Here is an 18,177-nt window from a genome sequence, read left to right on the forward strand (position 1 = left end):
CGGGGCGGGGCGGCTCGTGGCCACCCCACCCCGGCCTCCGATCAGCGCAGCCCGTACGCCTGGAGCACCGTCTGGTCGACGGTGTTCCCGGCCCGGTCGGCGGCGTGCACCCGCAACGACACCGTTCCGCGTCCCGCCGGCACGGTCACGGTGTACCGGGTGCCCGACCCCTTGGTGTGCGCGTCACGCCAGGTGACTCCCCCGTCGAAGGAGACCCGCACCCGGACGCTGGTGCCGGTCGGCGCGGGCACACCGGTCGGCTGACGCAGGGTCAGCGCCACCTGGTGCGGGCGGTTGCCGCGTACCGTGCCGAGAAGGTCGGCCGGCACCTGGTAGTCCACCTGCAACAGCGACAACGGCGTGGCGGCCCCGCCCGCCGGACGCGCCGAGGTGAACTCCCAGGCCGTGTCGGTACGGGTGCCGTAACGCCACTCGGCCGAGGACCGCTTCGTGGTCAGGTCCAGCCGGTAGCGGGCCCGACCCGGGGTGGCGGGCACCGGCGCCCACCCGCCGGACAGGTCGGCGACCTGCTTCCCGTCCCGACTGACCCGGGCCTCGACGGTGTCCGACTCCTCACTGTTGCCGGCCACTGCGTAGTGCCCACCCGCGTCGACGAACTCGGGCACCCGCAGGTCCAGGCTGTCACCGGTGCGGGTGGGCACCGGCGCCCCGCTGGCCGGCACGGCCGGGCGGACCACCGGCGCGTGCCAGGTCTCGGTCTCCCGGTCGTCGGCGGCGTACCGTCGGGGCTCCTGGGTCAGACCGCCGGTCAGGTGCCCCCACTGCATGAACATCTGCTTGTGCAGCACCCGGTGCTGCCACCAGTTGTCGCCGGCACTGACGAACTCCTGCCGGGTGGTGCCGTTGCGGACCAGGCGCTGGTCGTCGTTCCAGGCGTACTCCTGCCACGGACGCCAACCGAACCGCTCCTCGGTGGCCCAACCGGCACCCATGTCGCCGTAGCTCGCGGTCACCTCCGCAGTGTTCTTCGCGGTCACCGTGTGCACGATCCGCTCCGGCACCCGGCCCTTCGACACCTGCCACACGTCGTACAGGTAGGGGCTGTCCACTGTCAGCGTCAGGTCGATCGTCGCCCGGCCCTTACGCGCCGCCGCGATCAGCCGCTGCCCGTCGTCGTACGCGACCACCATCGCCGGGATCGGCAGCCGCTCTCCGGCGGGCCGCCAGACCGTCCACGCGCTCTGGTCCTCCGGACGGACGATCAGCACCGCGGCGGCGCCGGCTGCCGCGGCGGCGGCCACCTGCTCCTCCTCCGAGCGGTTCGGATCCGCGCCGAGCAGCACGGCGGCACCCCGCACCCGGGTCAGCTCGGCGGGGGTGCCGGTGCCGGCCCAGACCAGCGGCAGCTTCCGCCGACCGGTCGGCGCCGGCGACGTACCCAACAGGTTGATGTCCGACGGACCGGACACCCCGCTGATCATCGCGTCCACCATGGGAGCGACGAGCTGCCAACGCGAGGCGAACTCGAACTCGCCCTGTCGCACCTGGCGGGTCGGCGTGACGTTGACCTGCTGAACGGTGCTGTAGGCCATCACCCCGTGGTCGATCTGCCGACCGTTGCCCAACACCCGGTGCACGTAGTAGCTGAGCGTGGCCCGCTGCTCGCTGGGCTTCGGCGTCTCGATGCGTACCGGCGTGCCCTTGCGCGCGTCGAGCACCACTGTCAGGTCCCGGTCGACGGTCACCTCCGGCTCGATCATCTGGGTCATCTGCTCGTCCAGGGGGACGCCGTGCGTGAGCAGCGCGGTCAGCACGTACGTGCCCTCCTCGACCTGCAGGGTGCCCTCGCCACCCCACATGCCCCAGAAGTCCGACTCGGGCTGCTCACCGAAGAAGGTCAACCCCGGCGAGAGGCCCGGCTGACCCTGCCGGTCCAGCAGCTTGATGGTGACAAGGTGCTGCGGACCGCTGACGGTGAGCCCGACCGGGGTACGCACGGCGACGCTGTCCGTGCCGGTCGCCACCAGCCAGCCACCGTGCGGGCCCCGGGCCAGCTTCGCCGGGTCGGCGCGCAGCGGCACGGCCACACTGCCACCCGCCGGCACGGTCACGTCGCCGGAGGTCACGGCGACCCCGTCGGGCTCGGCCGCTCCGGTGTCCAGGTTGCGCAGGTCCAGGGCCAGCCGCAGGGTCTGCGCGGTCTTCGTGCCGTTGGTGTACGTCACGGTCCGCTCGACCGCCGCACCGCCGGTGGAGATCCGGCCGAAGTCCGCGGTGGCCGACGCGTACACCTGCTGCTTGAGCGCCCGCGCCACGTCGACCCGACCGCCGCCCTGCTCGAAGACGGTCAGCGCCGGGTTCGCCTTCGTGGTGCTGACGAGGGCGTCCTTGAGCTTCCCGGCAGCCCAGTCCGGGTGTTCCTGGGCGAGGATCGCCGCGGCGCCGGCCACGTGCGGGGTGGCCATCGAGGTGCCGGACGCGGCCGTGTAGGCGTCGCCCACCGGCGTACCCATTGTGGTGCCGGCGGCTCGCGCGGCGATGATGCCGACGCCCGGCGCGGTGATCTCCGGCTTGAGGCCGTTGTCGCCGAGCCGCGGCCCGCGGCTGGAGAAGTCGGCGAGGTTGTCGTCGCGGTCCACCGCGCCGACGGTGAGCGCCGCCGCGGCCGCGCCCGGCGCGCCGACGGTACGCGCAGCACCCGAGTTGCCGGCAGCGACCACGAACAGCGCGCCGGTCTCGGCGGTCAGGTCGTTGACCGCCTGGCTCATCGGGTCGGTGCCGTCGGTCGGGTCGCCGCCGAGGCTCATGCTGACGACCTTCGCGCCGGAGTGGGCGGCCCACTCCATGCCGGCGATGATGGACGAGTCATAGCCGGAACCACCGTCGTCGAGCACCTTGCCGACCAGCAGCTGCGCGCCGGGCGCGACGCCCTTGCGCAAGCCGTCGGACGCCGCCCCGCTGCCGGCGATGGTGGCCGCCACGTGGGTGCCGTGGCCGTGCCCGTCGCGGGCGCTACCGCTGCCGGAGAAGTCCTGCGCCTCGGCGATCCGCCCGGCCAGATCGGGGTGGGTGGCGTCGACGCCGGTGTCGAGCACCGCCACCTTCACACCGCTGCCGTCCCGGCCGGCCGCCCAGGCCGTCGGCGCGCCGATCTGCGGCACGCTGTGCTCCAGCGTCGGGCGGACCTTCCCGTCCAGCCAGATCCGGGCGATGCCGCCGCCCAGCCGGGGCGCGGCGGCCGTGGTCCGGGTGGTCGGCGTACCGGCGAGCGAACTCCACAGGCCGCCGAGGTCACCCTTGCCGACCCGCAGCGCCGCACCGTTGATGCTCTCGAGGGGGCGGGCATCGGTGGCGCCGGCGAGGGGTCGCACCCGGCCGGCGGCCGGCTCCTGGTAGCGCACGATCAGCGGCAGGTTGCCCCGCGCGGTGTCGCCGTAGCCGTCGGCCGCCAACTCCTGCACGTCGAACAGGTTGGCGTCGAGGACCCCGCTGGTCACGTAGGGCAGAGCGTCGCTGGGAAGCACCCGCAGCGTGCCGTCGACCTGCGTGGTCTGGAAGAAGATCCGTTCGCGCCCGGGTCCCGGGCGGACGGTGGCGGCGACCCGACCAGGCGCCGCCGGTGCCAGGTCGACCTGGTCACCGGTGATCAGCGTGATACGGACGGGCGCGGCGCCCGGGGTGGGCGTGCCCGATGTCGGGCCGGTGGGCCGGGCGGGCGGGTCGGCGGACGCCGGTGCGGCGAGGCCGACCACCAACGCGCCGACCGCGCCGACGGCGAGCCAGCGTGGGGACCAGTGCATGCGATGTGCTCCTCTACTCCTCCAGGCCCACCATCCGTAGATGAGGGCCGATCGGAGTCTGCGTCGGAGCCTGTCACCAGGTCACTAGTCACCAGCCGCCGCAGCGGCGACATGTCGTCAGGTGGACAACTACCGTCCACCGACGGTGTGCGTCACGGTCACCGGCGGCTGCCGCGCCGACCGCGCACAGCAAGCTGTCACCGGCGGCTGCCGCGCCAGCCGTGCACGGGCAGGCCGAACTTGGCGACCAGCCGGTCGGTGAACGGTCGGGGCCGCAGCCGCACGATGCGCACCGGCAGGGCACCCCGACGCACCGTCACCCGGGCGCCCGGCGGCAGGTCGTAGACCCGACGCCCATCGCAGGAGAGCACGGCCAGGGTGGTGAACGGGTCGACGGTGATCACGAAGGTGGACGTCGGCGCCGTGACCAGCGGGCGGCTGAACAACGCGTGCGCGCTGATCGGCACCAGCAGCAGCGCCTCCACCTCCGGCCAGACCACCGGGCCGCCGCCGGAGAAGGCGTACGCGGTGGAGCCCGTCGGGGTGGCGCAGACGACACCGTCGCAGCCGTAGCGGGACAGCGGCCGCCCGTCCACGTCGACGAGCAGTTCGAGCATCTGCGCCCGCTCGCCCTTCTCGATGCTGATCTCGTTGAGCGCCCAGGACTCGATGGTCGGCCCACCGTCGAACTCGGCGGTGACGTCCAGGGTGAGCCGCTCGTCGACCGTGTAGTTGCGACTGACGACGTCACGCACCGCGACGTCCAGATCGTCGATCTCCGCCTCGGCCAGGAAACCCACCTTGCCGAGGTTGATGCCGAGCAGCGGCGCCTTCGCCGGGCGGGCCAACTCGGCGGCGCGCAGGAAGGTGCCGTCCCCGCCGAGCGCGAAGACGATCTCCGCGCCCTCGGCGGCCTTCTGGCCGGAGACCGGCACCACACCGGGCAGGTCGAGGTCCTCGGCCTCGTCGGCGACCACCCGTACCTCGAAACCCGCGTCGATCAGGTCGGCCGCGACCGACCGGGCGTGCTCCGTGCTGCGGCGACGGCCGGTGTGGGTCACCAGTAGAGCGGTCCGGCTCATCGGCTCGCCCGCCCGTCCTGGACCGGGTGGCGTCGCACCACCGTCGCCCCACTCCAACCGCGTGTCGTCGCGGCGCCCTCGCTGCGCGCGTTCACCCTGCGACCTCCTCCGCCGCCGCCGTCACGTCCGGCACGTCGCCGGCCGCTGTCGGGCCGTCCGGCCCGGCCGCCACCACGGCCCGCACCCGCTGCGGGTCGGCCGGCGGTGCGCCCCGGCGCAACCATACGAAGAACTCCACATTGCCGCTCGGCCCGGGCAGAGGGCTGGCCGCCACGTCGGCCAGACCGAGGCCGAGCGTGGCCGCCGCGGCAGCCACGTCCAGGACCGCTTCGGCACGCAGCTCCGGATCACGGACCACACCACCGGCGCCGACCCGTTCCTTGCCCACCTCGAACTGCGGCTTCACCATCAACGCCAGGTCACCGTCGTCGCGGGTGCAGCCGGCCAACGCCGGCAGCACCAACCGCAGCGAGATGAACGACAGGTCGGCCACCGTGAGGTCGACAGGCCCACCGATCGTGTCCGGTGTGAGGGTACGAACATTCGTGCGTTCCAGGACGCGGACCCGCTCGTCGGTGCGCAGCGACCAGGCGAGCTGCCCGTAGCCGACGTCCACGGCCACCACCTCGGCGGCGTCGGCGCGCAACAGCACGTCGGTGAAGCCACCGGTCGAGGCGCCGGCGTCCAGGCAGCGCCGGCCGGCGACCCGTAGCCCACCGGCACCGAACGCGGCCAGCGCGCCGGCCAGCTTGTGCCCGCCTCGGGAGACGTACTCCTCGGCCGGGTCCTCGCCTGTCACCAGCAGCGGATCGGCGGGGTCGACCATCGCGGCGGCCTTGCGCGCGACCACCCCGCGCAGCTGGACCCGGCCGGCCTCCACCAGCCCGGCGGCCTGCTCCCGGGAGCGGGCCAGACCGCGCCGGACGAGTTCGGCGTCCAACCGGTTACGACGTGCCATGGGTGGTTCTCCGGTCTGCTTCAGGCCTGGTCGTGCCGCTCAGGTCTGGTCGATGGTGGCGAGGGTTTCCCGCAGCGTCTCGTAGGCCGCCTCGTACTGCGCGATCTGGTCGGCCGGGGCGAGCATCGCGGCGTTGGCCATGGCCTGCACGGCGGCGTCCACCGCCGGGTGCCGCGCCGGCTCGTCCCCGAGATCCGGCGGCGGACCGGGGCGGGCACCGGCCGGAGGACCCGGCCGGGGCGGGAACGAGCCGCCGGCGGGTGGCCCAGGTCGGGGCGGGGCACCACCGGCCGGCGGGCCGGGCCGGGGCGGGAACGTCCCGCCGGTCGGCGGGTGGGGCTGGCTCATTCGGTGGCGCCCGGTGGCTGCTTACGGACCGCCTTCTTGGCGGGCATGGCCGCCGGGGTCGGGGCCTCGTCGTCGGTGCGGCTGATCGTCGCCGGCGGCTTCTTCGCGATGGCCTTCTTGGCGACCGCCTTCTTGGCCACGGCCTTCTTCGCCACCGGCTGCACGGCCGCCGACTGCTCGGCCACCGCCTGCCCCGCCGCAGACTGCCCGGCCGCCGGCTTGTCGGGCGCATGAGCGGAGACCGGGGCACCCGCAGGGCCGTCGGACGGCACCAGACGGTCTCCCGGCCGCGCGGCGCGGGTCGGGTCCGGTCGCTCCGACGGGCTGGCGGTCGGCGTGTTCGCCGGCTCGGAGGCGCGCGCCTCGCGCAGCTGCCGTTCCAGGTCGTGCACGCGCCGGGTCAGCTCGGCCACCTCATCGGCGGTTGCCAGGCCGACCGCCCCGAGAGCACGGTCGACCTCGAAGCGGACCAGCTTGGTCAGCGCCTCCCGGTTGGCTGCGCCGGTGGTGACCAGTTCCTCGCCGAGCGCCTGGAGTTGGGCGGCGGTCGCGCCACCGGAGCCGACGAGGCGACGTGCCACGTCCTGGGCCTTCTTCCGGGGCGCCTCCGTGAGGCCCATGGCCAGTTCGAGGTAGGCGCGCCACGCGTCCTGCATGCCTGAGTCCTTCCACGGGGCGGGGTGTGCAGGTGTCACGCTACCGGGCACCCCGGACTGTGCCGTGCGGTACGGTGCCGAGGACGGCGTGGCGATCAGCAAGGGGGACATGTGGCCAGCGTGGACGAGTGCCGGCAGGCGTTGCAGGAGCTGGCCGCCCGGCTGGACCGCAACGCGGAGACGGTGCGCGAACGGATCGATCTGGACCGGACGCTGGCCTGCCGGATCACCGACCTGGACACCGCGTTCCACGGCCGCATCACCGGCGGGCGGCTGGTCGAGCTCACCGACGGCGACGACCCCAAAGCCAAGATCGCACTGAGCACGTCCAGCGATGACCTGCTCGCCCTGGTCCGCGGCGACCTCGACGTCACCAGGGCGGTGACCTCCCGCCGGGTGTCGATCAAGGCGAACCCGTTCGACCTGATGAAGCTGCGCAAACTGCTCTGACGAACGCCGCGCTGACCCGGCCAGAGGTCAGGCGGTGGCGCTGAGACCGAAGCTCTCCACCGCGTGCGCCGCGTCCGGGCCGATCGGGCGGATCTTCGGCAGCGCCGGCTCCGATGCCGACCAGGCCACCGCACAGAGCGCCGCCACCGCGTCCAACGGCCGACCCGACCCCGCCAACTCCAGCGCACCGTCGCGGTCGGTCACCGACCAGCCGCCGGCGTCCGCCGGGCCCGGGACCCGCACGACGGCAGCCGGGTCGAAGAGCCCCGCCAGGTCCCTCGCGACGTACGTGGGCCTCCGACGCGGCTCCGCGGCCAGCAGATCCGGTACGCCATGGACACCGGTGAGCACCAGCAGGCTGTCCAGGCCGGCGCGGCGCGCACCCTCGATGTCAGTGTCCAACCGGTCACCCACCACCAGGCTCCGGCCAGCGCCCCCGCGCCGAGCTGCCGTCTCGAACAGCGCCGACTCCGGCTTGCCGACCACCACGTCGGGGTCCCGTTCCAGCGCCGTGCGCAACACGGCCACCAGCGAACCGTTGCCCGGCAACGGGCCCCGTCCACTGGGCAGCGTACGGTCGGTGTTGGTGGCGATCCAGAGAGCACCAGCCCGCACCGCCACCGAGGCCTCGGCCAGCTCCGCCCAACCCACCTGCGGGCCGTACCCCTGCACCACAGCGGCCGGATTCTCGTCGGCCTTGGTGACCGGGGTCAGTCCGACCGCGCGCAACTCCGCGCGCAGGGCCTCCGCGCCGACCACCAGGACCGGCGCGCCAGCGGGGAGCCGGTCGCGCAGCACCTCGGCCGACGCCGCGGCGGAGGTGAGTACCTCCTCCGGTCGCGCCGGCACACCCATTCCCGTCAGCAGGGCCGCGACCTCGCTGGACCGACGCGACGCGTTGTTGGTGGCGTACGCCACCGCCACGTTCTCGTCGTGCAGCCGGGCCACTGCCTCGACGGCGCCGGGAATCGGCCGGTCGATCAGGTAGATCACACCGTCCAGGTCAAAGACGACCAGGGTGTACCCGTCGACCAGCCGCTCCCCGACGTCCGCACTCATCGCTGCGTCGGCCCCAACTCGTCGTCCCCGGCCGGCACGGTCCGCTCGGCGTCGACCGCGTCGTCGGACGTCGCCGTGCCGTCGGAGTCGGTGTCCGCAGCGGCGTTGCGCACGGCCTCGTCCGGGTGACGATCCTCGTCCTCGTCGTCGAAGCCCTCGTCATCGCCGGAGCGACCGACGACATCGTCCTGCTCGTCGTCGTCGAAGTCGTCGTCTTCGTCTTCGTCTTCGTCGTCGTCTTCGTCGCCGGTCAGGTCGGCGTCGGGTCGGGCCGGGACCGCTCCGGGAGCACCCGGGCCTGCGGCGATCTCCTCCGCGGCCTCGTCCTCCTCGTCGCCCTCGATGACGACACCGTCGAGCTCCAGCAGCCGCTCGGCGGCGTCGGTCTCACCCTCGGTGTCGACGTCGGCAGCGCGGGAGAACCACTCGCGGGCCTCCTCGCGCCGGCCCACGGCGAGCAGCGCGTCGGCGTACGCGTACCGCAGCCGGGCCGTCCACGGCACCGTGGCCTCACTGGTGAGGTCCGGGACCTGGAGCATCGCGACCGCGGCGTCCTTCTGCCCGAGGTCCCCCCGCGCGCCGGCGGCGACGATCAACAGCTCGATCGCCACGGCCTGGTCCAGCTTCTCCCGGTCGGCACCACGGAACAGGTCGATGGCCCGCTCCGGCCGGCCCAAAGCCCGCTCACAGTCCGCGAGCACCGCCAGGTGGCTCTGCAGCCCGCTCATCCGGTGGTACGTGCGCAGCTCGGCGATCGCCGTCTGCCACTCCCCCGCGTGGTACGCGGCCAGGCCGACAGCCTCGCGGACGGCGGAGATGCGCGACGCGAGCCGGCGCGCGGCCAGCGCGTGCGCCAACGCCTCCGCCGGGTCCTCGTCGATCAGCTGACCGGTTGCGACCAGGTGCCGAGCCACCGTCTCGGCGACCGGCTTGTTCAGCGAGAGCAGCTCAGCGCGAACGTCCTTGTCGAGGTCGGTCGCGACGATGTCGTCCGGCAGAGCCGGGGCAGAGTTACGGCCGCCCTCGAACGACTCGGCGCCACCAGCGCGGTCGTCGCGGCGGAACTCGCCCTCGCGGCGCGGCCGCTCGTCGGAGCGGGAAGCACCCGCCCGGTCACCGCCCCGGTAGCCGCCGTCGCGGTCGCCACCGCGGAAGCCGCCCGTACGGGGAGCGCCACCCTCGCGGCGGTCATTGCCCCGGAAGCCGCCCTCACGGTCACCACCACGGAAGCCACCGCCCTCACGACGATCGCCGCCGCGGAAACCACCTTCGCGACGGTCACCGCCGCGGAAACCGCCCTCACGGTCACCACCGCGGAAACCACCGCCCTCACGACGATCCCCGCCGCGGAAACCACCCTCACGGTCACCACCACGGAAGCCACCGCCCTCACGACGATCGCCCCCACGGAAACCACCCTCGCGAGGGGCGCCGGAGCGCGAACCATCACGGTCGCCCCCACGGAAGCCACCTTCGCGAGGAGCGCCGGAGCGCGAACCATCGCGGTCGCCGCTGCGGAAGCCACCTTCGCGACGGTCACCGCCGCGGAAACCGCCCTCGCGGTCACCACCACGGAAACCACCGCCCTCACGACGATCGCCCCCACGGAAACCGCCCTCGCGGTCGCCACCACGGAAGCCGCCACCCTCGCGGGACGCACCAGGCCGAGAACCCTCGCGGAAGCCGCCTTCGCGGCGGTCACCGCCACGGAAACCACCGTCACGGTCACCACCCTCGCGACGATCAGCGCCTCGGAAGCCGCCGCCCTCACGGCGGTCACCGCCGCGGAAACCACCCTCGCGGTCACCACCACGGAAACCACCGCCCTCACGACGATCGCCCCCACGGAAACCGCCCTCGCGGTCACCGCCACGGAAGCCGCCACCCTCGCGGGACGCACCAGGCCGAGAACCCTCGCGGGAACCGCCTTCACGACGGTCACCGCCACGGAAACCACCGTCACGGTCGCCGCCACGGAAGCCGCCGCCTTCACGACGGTCACCGCCACGGAAGCCACCCTCGCGGGACGGGCCGGAGTGCGTACGGTCTCCGCCGCCCTGATAGCCGCCTTCACGACGGTCACCACCGCGGAAACCGCCGCCCTCGCGACGGTCGCCGCCCCGGAAACCGCCCTCGCGGGGAGCACCGGAACGAGACCCGTCGCGGTCACCGCCACGGAAGCCGCCCTCACGGGGAGCACCGGAACGGGAGCCATCGCGGTCACCGCCACGGAAACCGCCCTCGCGACGGTCGCCGCCCCGGAAACCGCCCTCGCGACGGTCGCCGCCACCGAAGCCACCCTCGCGACGGTCGCCACCGCGGTAACCACCCTCACGCGGGGCGCTGGAGCGCGAGCTGTCCCGGTCGCCACCGCGGTAACCACCCTCACGCGGGGCGCTGGAACGCGAGCTGTCCCGGTCGCCACCACGGGAACCAGAGTCGCGACCGCCGGCGTATCCGCCGCGGGTGCCGCCACCGCTGTCGCGGTCGCCCCGGTACGGGGGCCGGTCTCGGTCGTCGCGGCGTGGGCCGCGGTCGCGTCCGCCCGCACCGTCGGTACGGTCTTCGTAACGACGGGGACGGTCTCCGCCCTGCGGTCCTGAACTCACAGGTACATCCTTCCTGATTGCGCCACCAATGGCGCTACGCAGTCGAGGGCCGACCCGGATGGGGCGGCCCTCGACTGGAAGATTGTCCGGCGGCGTCCTACTCTCCCACACCCTCACGAGTGCAGTACCATCGGCGCTGGAGGGCTTAGCTTCCGGGTTCGGAATGTAACCGGGCGTTTCCCCTCCGCCATGACCGCCGTAACTCTATGAACATATCAAACAACCCCGGCACGTCTCCACGTGGGTGTTCGCTTGTTCAGAGTTGCACAGTGGACGCGTAGCAGCTTAGTAGTCAAGTCCTCGGCCTATTAGTACCGGTCAACTGAACCCGTTACCGGGCTTACATTTCCGGCCTATCAACCCAGTCGTCTAGCTGGGGGCCTTACCCCACCAAGGTGGGTGGGATACCTCATCTTGAAGCAGGCTTCCCGCTTAGATGCTTTCAGCGGTTATCCCTTCCGAACGTAGCTAACCAGCCGTGCCCTTGGCAGGACAACTGGCACACCAGAGGTTCGTCCGTCCCGGTCCTCTCGTACTAGGGACAGCCCTTCTCAAGTATCCTACGCGCACGGCGGATAGGGACCGAACTGTCTCACGACGTTCTAAACCCAGCTCGCGTACCGCTTTAATGGGCGAACAGCCCAACCCTTGGGACCTGCTACAGCCCCAGGATGCGACGAGCCGACATCGAGGTGCCAAACCATCCCGTCGATATGGACTCTTGGGGAAGATCAGCCTGTTATCCCCGGGGTACCTTTTATCCGTTGAGCGACACCGCTTCCACTCGCAAGTGCCGGATCACTAGTCCCGACTTTCGTCCCTGCTCGACCTGTCAGTCTCACAGTCAAGCTCCCTTGTGTACTTGCACTCAACACCTGATTGCCAACCAGGCTGAGGGAACCTTTGGGCGCCTCCGTTACCTTTTAGGAGGCAACCGCCCCAGTTAAACTACCCACCAGACACTGTCCCTGAACCGGATAACGGTCCGAAGTTAGATACCCAAATCAACCAGAGTGGTATTTCAAGATTGCCTCCACCCATACTGGCGTATGGACTTCACCGGCTCCCACCTATCCTACACAAGCTAATTCGAGTACCAATGTCAAGCTATAGTAAAGGTCCCGGGGTCTTTCCGTCCTGCCGCGCGTAACGAGCATCTTTACTCGTACTGCAATTTCGCCGGGCCTGTGGTTGAGACAGTGGGGAAGTCGTTACGCCATTCGTGCAGGTCGGAACTTACCCGACAAGGAATTTCGCTACCTTAGGATGGTTATAGTTACCACCGCCGTTTACTGGCGCTTAAGTTCTCCGCTTCGCCCCGAAGAGCTAACAGGTCCCCTTAACGTTCCAGCACCGGGCAGGCGTCAGTCCATATACATCGAATTACTTCTTCGCATGGACCTGTGTTTTTAGTAAACAGTCGCTTCCCCCTGCTCTCTGCGGCCATACAACGCTCCACCCGCGCGGGGCTTCACGTCTCCGGCCCCCCTTCTCCCTAAGTTACGGGGGCAATTTGCCGAGTTCCTTAACCACAGTTCGCCCGATCGCCTCGGTATTCTCTACCTGACCACCTGTGTCGGTTTGGGGTACGGGCCGCTAAGAACTCGCTAGAGGCTTTTCTCGGCAGCATAGGATCACTGACTTCACCTGAATCGGCTCGGCATCACGTCTCAGCCTTCATGTGGTGCGGATTTGCCTACACCACGGCCTACACGCTTACCCCGGCACAACCACCGGCCGGGCTCAGCTACCTTCCTGCGTCACCCCATCGCTTGACTACTACCCGTCAGGTTCCCACGCTCCCCAACATCAACCCGAAGGTCTCCGTCAGTTTGGGTGGTTAGCACAACGAGGTTCATCAGGGACGCTCTTTCGCGGGTACGGGAATATCAACCCGTTGTCCATCGACTACGCCTCTCGGCCTCGCCTTAGGTCCCGACTCACCCAGGGCGGATTAGCCTGGCCCTGGAACCCTTGGTCATCCGGCGGAAGGGTTTCTCACCCTTCTTTCGCTACTCATGCCTGCATTCTCACTCGTGCCGCGTCCACAACTGGGTCACCCCGCTGCTTCACTCGCGGCACGACGCTCCCCTACCCATCCACACACCTGCACAAGGAATCACGTCCAAGCGAGGATAAAATGTGAATGCCACAGCTTCGGCGGTGTGCTTGAGCCCCGCTACATTGTCGGCGCGGAACCACTTGACCAGTGAGCTATTACGCACTCTTTAAAGGGTGGCTGCTTCTAAGCCAACCTCCTGGTTGTCTATGCGACCCCACATCCTTTTCCACTTAGCACACGCTTAGGGGCCTTAGCTGGTGATCTGGGCTGTTTCCCTCTCGACTACGAAGCTTATCCCCCGCAGTCTCACTGCCGCGCTCTCACTTACCGGCATTCGGAGTTTGGCTGATTTCGGTAAGCTTGTGGGCCCCCTAGACCATCCAGTGCTCTACCTCCGGCAAGAAACACGCGACGCTGCACCTAAATGCATTTCGGGGAGAACCAGCTATCACGGAGTTTGATTGGCCTTTCACCCCTAACCACAGGTCATCCCCCAATTTTTCAACATTGGTGGGTTCGGCCCTCCACGCGGTCTTACCCGCGCTTCAGCCTGCCCATGGCTAGATCACTCCGCTTCGGGTCTAGGACACGCGACTGAATCGCCCTATTCAGACTCGCTTTCGCTACGGCTCCCCCACACGGGTTAACCTCGCCACATGCCACTAACTCGCAGGCTCATTCTTCAAAAGGCACGCCGTCACCCCGCAAGGCTCCGACGGATTGTAGGCGAACGGTTTCAGGTACTATTTCACTCCCCTCCCGGGGTACTTTTCACCATTCCCTCACGGTACTTGTCCGCTATCGGTCACCAGGAAGTATTTAGGCTTACCAGGTGGTCCTGGCAGATTCACGGCAGATTTCAGGGGTCCGCCGCTACTCGGGAACACCCACAGAAGGTCAGCAACTTTCACCTACCGGACTTTCACCGTCTACGGTCAGCCATTCCAGACTGTTCGACTAGCCACTAACTTTGTAACTCCTCGAGCGCATGTCAGTACACTCAGCGGGGTCCCACAACCCCGACCACGCAACCCCTGACAGGTATCACACGCAGCCGGTTTAGCCTCGATCCGCTTTCGCTCGCCACTACTCACGGAATCACTAAATTGTTTTCTCTTCCTACGGGTACTGAGATGTTTCACTTCCCCGCGTTCCCTCCACACACCCTATGTGTTCAGGTGTGGGTGACACCACATGACTGGTGCCAGGTTTCCCCATTCGGACACCCTGGGATCACAGCTTGGTTGACAGCTCCCCCAGGCCTATCGCGGCCTCCCACGTCCTTCATCGGCTCCTGGTGCCAAGGCATTCACCGTTCGCCCTTGACAACTTGACCACAAAGATGCTCGCGTCCACTGTGCAATTCTCAACAAACGACCAACCCACAACCCGATCCGCCCCACACCAAACCCAACACTCGTTGGCGGTATGTGAGGCCAGGCCATGCCTGGCAGACTTCCAGCCCCCACAAGGAGGCTGGCCAAGTCTCTGAAACAACAACCAACGGTTGTTCTTTCAGGACCCAACAGGGTGCTTACATTCTCCCCCAGCCGCACCAGAAGCCACCGTTCCCACCACCCACGGGTGGCTGTACTAGGCGCCGCCGGCCGTTGCCAGGGCAAAACTTGCCAGTGTCTCCGCCATTCGAGCACCCCACCACCACATTCGGGTGATGCGGGCTCCTTACCGACTTTCGTCGGAAGGTGCTCCTTAGAAAGGAGGTGATCCAGCCGCACCTTCCGGTACGGCTACCTTGTTACGACTTCGTCCCAATCGCCAGCCCCACCTTCGACGGCTCCCTCCACAAGGGTTGGGCCACCGGCTTCGGGTGTTGCCGACTTTCGTGACGTGACGGGCGGTGTGTACAAGGCCCGGGAACGTATTCACCGCAGCGTTGCTGATCTGCGATTACTAGCGACTCCGACTTCACGGGGTCGAGTTGCAGACCCCGATCCGAACTGAGACCGGCTTTTTGGGATTCGCTCCACCTCACGGTATCGCAGCCCATTGTACCGGCCATTGTAGCATGCGTGAAGCCCTGGACATAAGGGGCATGATGACTTGACGTCATCCCCACCTTCCTCCGAGTTGACCCCGGCAGTCTTCGATGAGTCCCCGCCATAACGCGCTGGCAACATCGAACGAGGGTTGCGCTCGTTGCGGGACTTAACCCAACATCTCACGACACGAGCTGACGACAGCCATGCACCACCTGTGACCGCCCCCGAAGGACCCCCCATCTCTGGAGGTTTTGCGGCCATGTCAAACCCAGGTAAGGTTCTTCGCGTTGCATCGAATTAATCCGCATGCTCCGCCGCTTGTGCGGGCCCCCGTCAATTCCTTTGAGTTTTAGCCTTGCGGCCGTACTCCCCAGGCGGGGCGCTTAATGCGTTAGCTGCGGCACAGGGAACCGGAGAGGCCCCCCACACCTAGCGCCCAACGTTTACAGCGTGGACTACCAGGGTATCTAATCCTGTTCGCTCCCCACGCTTTCGCTCCTCAGCGTCAGTATCGGCCCAGAGACCCGCCTTCGCCACCGGTGTTCCTCCTGATATCTGCGCATTTCACCGCTACACCAGGAATTCCAGTCTCCCCTACCGAACTCTAGCCTGCCCGTATCGACCGCAGGCTTGGGGTTGAGCCCCAAGTTTTCACGGTCGACGCGACAAGCCGCCTACGAGCTCTTTACGCCCAATAAATCCGGACAACGCTCGCACCCTACGTCTTACCGCGGCTGCTGGCACGTAGTTGGCCGGTGCTTCTTCTGCAGGTACCGTCACTCTCGCTTCGTCCCTGCTGAAAGAGGTTTACAACCCGAAGGCCGTCATCCCTCACGCGGCGTCGCTGCATCAGGCTTCCGCCCATTGTGCAATATTCCCCACTGCTGCCTCCCGTAGGAGTCTGGGCCGTGTCTCAGTCCCAGTGTGGCCGGTCGCCCTCTCAGGCCGGCTACCCGTCGTCGCCTTGGTAGGCCATCACCCCACCAACAAGCTGATAGGCCGCGAGCCCATCCCAAGCCGAAAAACTTTCCACCACCAGCCATGCGGCCAGCAGTAATATTCGGTATTAGCCCCCGTTTCCGAGGGTTATCCCAAAGCTTGGGGCAGGTTGCTCACGTGTTACTCACCCGTTCGCCGCTCGAGTACCCCGAAGGGCCTTTCCGCTCGACTTGCATGTGTTAAGCACGCCGCCAGCGTTCGTCCTGAGCCAGGATCAAACTCTCCAACAAAAAACTATGTTGAACAGCATCCTGACAACAAACAAATGTTGCCAAAGGAATCCCAACCAGCCAGCAAAAACTGACCAGTCCGGGGTATAAATCATAATTGGCACTGGCTTTACAAGCACCCTGTTGAGTTCTCAAAGAACAACCACACACCGACCAGAAGCCCCACATTCCGTGGAACCCCAACCGGGGCTTTACCGCTCTGCGTTCCTAGCGCTTTCAGCGCCAGGCACTTTTACTACGTTACCCGCTGGTTTCCGCTGTGTCAAACCGGTGTTTCGCAGTTCGTCATGCTTCGTCCAGTCATGCGGGCACCATGTCTCGATCGGCTTGCGCCGCTCTCGTCACGGATTTGGCAGGCCGGCCGCTGCGGTTTCCCGCGAGCTCGCCCGGTGCCCTGCCGGTCGTAAACACTACCCGGTCGGCTTCGCCGCACCAAATCCGCCTCGCGGCCAATCCGGCGAGCCCCGCCCGGCCGTGTCTCACAGGAGCGAACCCCTGCTTGACCCGGTCACCAGCTTGGTTCGCGGCCTCAGGACTTTCGTCCCGTTTGCCCCGTTCCGCGCTGGCAGAGAGAAAGTTACGCGCCCGGCGGGATGATCGTCAAATCCGCCGGACGCGTCCCCCGTCACATCGTCGACACTCGGCTATTCGCCCAGCTCAACGCCGGCGAACGAGCGCTTGCCGCGGCGCAGCACCAGGTACCGCCCGTGCAGCAGATCGGCTGGCGAGACCTCGGCGTCCACCTCGGTCACCCGGTTGTTGTTCACGTAGGCGCCACCCTCGGCGATCACCCGGCGAGCCTCCTTGAGGCCGTTCACGAGCCCGGAGTCACGCAACAGGCCCGCCACATCCGGCAGCTCACCGGAGAGCCGCACCAACCCGGCCTCCGTCAGCGCCGCGCGGAGCGTCTCTGGTGCCAACTCCTCCAGCGAGCCGCGGCCGAAGAGCGCCTGGCTGGCGGCGATCGCCTGTCGGGTCTCGTCGGCACCGTGCACAAGGGTGGTCAACTCCTCGGCGAGCGCCCGCTGCGCCAACCGGGCCGCCGGTCGTTCGGCGGTCGCCTTGGCGAGCTCCTCCAGCTCGTCGCGGCTCCGGAAGCTGAAGTACCGCAGGTAGCGGTCGACCTCCTGGTCCTCGACGTTGAGCCAGAACTGGTAGAACGCGTACGGGCTGGTCATCGTCGGGTCGAGCCAGACCGCGCCGCCCTCGGTCTTGCCGAACTTCGTGCCGTCGGACTTGGTGACCAGCGGCGTCGTGAACGCCTGCACCGGCCCCGCGCCTCGCCGGCGTACGTAGTCGACGCCCGCGGTGATGTTGCCCCACTGGTCGGACCCGCCGAACTGCAGCTGGCAGCCGTGTCGGCGGTGCAGCTCGAAGAAGTCGTTGGCCTGGAGCAGCTGGTAGCTGAACTCGGTGAAGCTGATGCCGGTCTCCAGCCGGGCCCGTACCACCTCCCGCGCGAGCATCTTGTTCACCGGGAAGTGCTTGCCCACGTCGCGCAGGAACTCGACGACCGACATCTCGCCGGTCCAGTCCAGGTTGTTGACGACCTGGGCCGCGTTCTCGCCGGTGTACGACACGAAGGGGGCCAGCTGGTCGCGGATGCGCTCCACCCACCCGGCGATCACGTCGGGCGGGTTGAGGGTCCGCTCGGCGCTCTCCTTCGGGTCACCGATCTGCCCGGTCGCCCCGCCGACCAGCAGCAACGGGCGGTGGCCGGCGAGTTGCAGCCGGCGGGCCATGGTGACCTGCATCAGCGAGCCGACGTGCAGGCTCGCCGCGGTGGGGTCGAAGCCCACGTAGTACGTGGCGGACTTCCCACCGTCGAGCAGCTCGCGCAGCTCGTCGAGGCCGGTCGAGTCCTGTATCAGGCCACGCCAGAGCAGGTCGTCGGTCAGGGAGTCCCGCCGGGGCGGCGGGAGGCTACTGTCGGTCACGGTCACCGATTCTCCCCCATCGCCGG

The 18,177-nt window shown here is 68.4% G+C and carries 10 protein-coding genes and 3 rRNA genes; 2 read left to right on the forward strand and 11 right to left on the reverse strand.

The annotated features are described in order from the left end of the window. Nucleotides 1-41 precede the first annotated feature (41 nt). The 5 genes from FHU34_RS22010 to FHU34_RS22030 form a co-directional block, all read right to left on the reverse strand. Nucleotides 42-3,761, reverse strand: a complete 3,720-nt coding sequence (locus tag FHU34_RS22010; protein ID WP_145783538.1) for a S8 family serine peptidase — start codon at nt 3,759-3,761, stop codon at nt 42-44. Between the two features lie 197 nt (nt 3,762-3,958). After that, entirely contained in the window at nt 3,959-4,843 is an 885-nt protein-coding gene (locus FHU34_RS22015; RefSeq protein WP_145783541.1) for an NAD kinase, read from the reverse strand. 91 nt (nt 4,844-4,934) lie between these two features. Beyond that, nucleotides 4,935-5,801, reverse strand: a complete 867-nt coding sequence (locus tag FHU34_RS22020) for a TlyA family RNA methyltransferase (RefSeq protein ID WP_145783543.1) — start codon at nt 5,799-5,801, stop codon at nt 4,935-4,937. Nucleotides 5,802-5,840: 39 nt separating this feature from the next. After that, nucleotides 5,841-6,149 (reverse strand): hypothetical protein, encoded by a 309-nt coding sequence (locus FHU34_RS22025; protein ID WP_145783545.1) that lies wholly within the window; start codon nt 6,147-6,149, stop codon nt 5,841-5,843. Further along, on the reverse strand, nt 6,146-6,805 hold the full coding sequence (locus FHU34_RS22030; protein WP_145783547.1) for a phasin family protein: 660 nt from the start codon (nt 6,803-6,805) through the stop codon (nt 6,146-6,148). Before FHU34_RS22030 ends, FHU34_RS22025 begins: the two co-directional genes overlap by 4 nt. 111 nt (nt 6,806-6,916) lie before the next feature. Here FHU34_RS22030 and FHU34_RS22035 point away from each other — a divergent pair, with 111 nt between their 5' ends. Then, nucleotides 6,917-7,255, forward strand: coding sequence for an SCP2 sterol-binding domain-containing protein (locus tag FHU34_RS22035; RefSeq protein ID WP_145783549.1), 339 nt, complete (start codon nt 6,917-6,919; stop codon nt 7,253-7,255). A 27-nt stretch (nt 7,256-7,282) separates the two neighbouring features. Here the strand turns inward: FHU34_RS22035 and FHU34_RS22040 are convergent, their stop codons facing one another. Together FHU34_RS22040 and FHU34_RS22045 are read right to left on the reverse strand one after the other, a co-directional pair. Beyond that, nucleotides 7,283-8,314, reverse strand: a complete 1,032-nt coding sequence (locus FHU34_RS22040) for an HAD-IIA family hydrolase (protein WP_145783551.1) — start codon at nt 8,312-8,314, stop codon at nt 7,283-7,285. Beyond that, nucleotides 8,311-9,228, reverse strand: coding sequence for a tetratricopeptide repeat protein (locus FHU34_RS22045; protein ID WP_244311792.1), 918 nt, complete (start codon nt 9,226-9,228; stop codon nt 8,311-8,313). The genes FHU34_RS22040 and FHU34_RS22045 overlap by 4 nt, the downstream gene beginning before the upstream one ends. Here FHU34_RS22045 and FHU34_RS33870 point away from each other — a divergent pair. Next, entirely contained in the window at nt 9,217-10,917 is a 1,701-nt protein-coding gene (locus tag FHU34_RS33870) for a hypothetical protein (RefSeq protein WP_244311793.1), read from the forward strand. The two genes, FHU34_RS22045 and FHU34_RS33870, sit on opposite strands and share 12 nt — an antisense overlap. Nucleotides 10,918-11,007: 90 nt before the next feature. On the opposite strand, the gene rrf is transcribed toward FHU34_RS33870, so the two are convergent. From rrf to tyrS, 4 genes are all read right to left on the reverse strand, one after another. Next, nucleotides 11,008-11,124: ribosomal RNA gene (gene rrf, locus FHU34_RS22050) — 5S ribosomal RNA — on the reverse strand. An 87-nt stretch (nt 11,125-11,211) separates the two neighbouring features. Continuing rightward, a 23S ribosomal RNA gene (locus FHU34_RS22055) occupies nt 11,212-14,321 on the reverse strand. Between the two features lie 378 nt (nt 14,322-14,699). Further along, nucleotides 14,700-16,214 (reverse strand): 16S ribosomal RNA (locus FHU34_RS22060). Together the 16S, 23S and 5S rRNA genes form the textbook arrangement of a ribosomal RNA operon. Before the next feature lie 644 nt (nt 16,215-16,858). Beyond that, nucleotides 16,859-18,151 carry a tyrosine--tRNA ligase gene (tyrS, locus tag FHU34_RS22070; protein ID WP_145783554.1) on the reverse strand — a complete coding sequence of 431 codons (1,293 nt, stop codon included), beginning with the start codon at nt 18,149-18,151 and terminating at the stop codon, nt 16,859-16,861. Nucleotides 18,152-18,177: the final 26 nt, after the last annotated feature.

The organism is Micromonospora taraxaci, from assembly GCF_007830095.1.
In the GTDB taxonomy this organism is placed as follows: domain Bacteria; phylum Actinomycetota; class Actinomycetes; order Mycobacteriales; family Micromonosporaceae; genus Micromonospora; species Micromonospora taraxaci.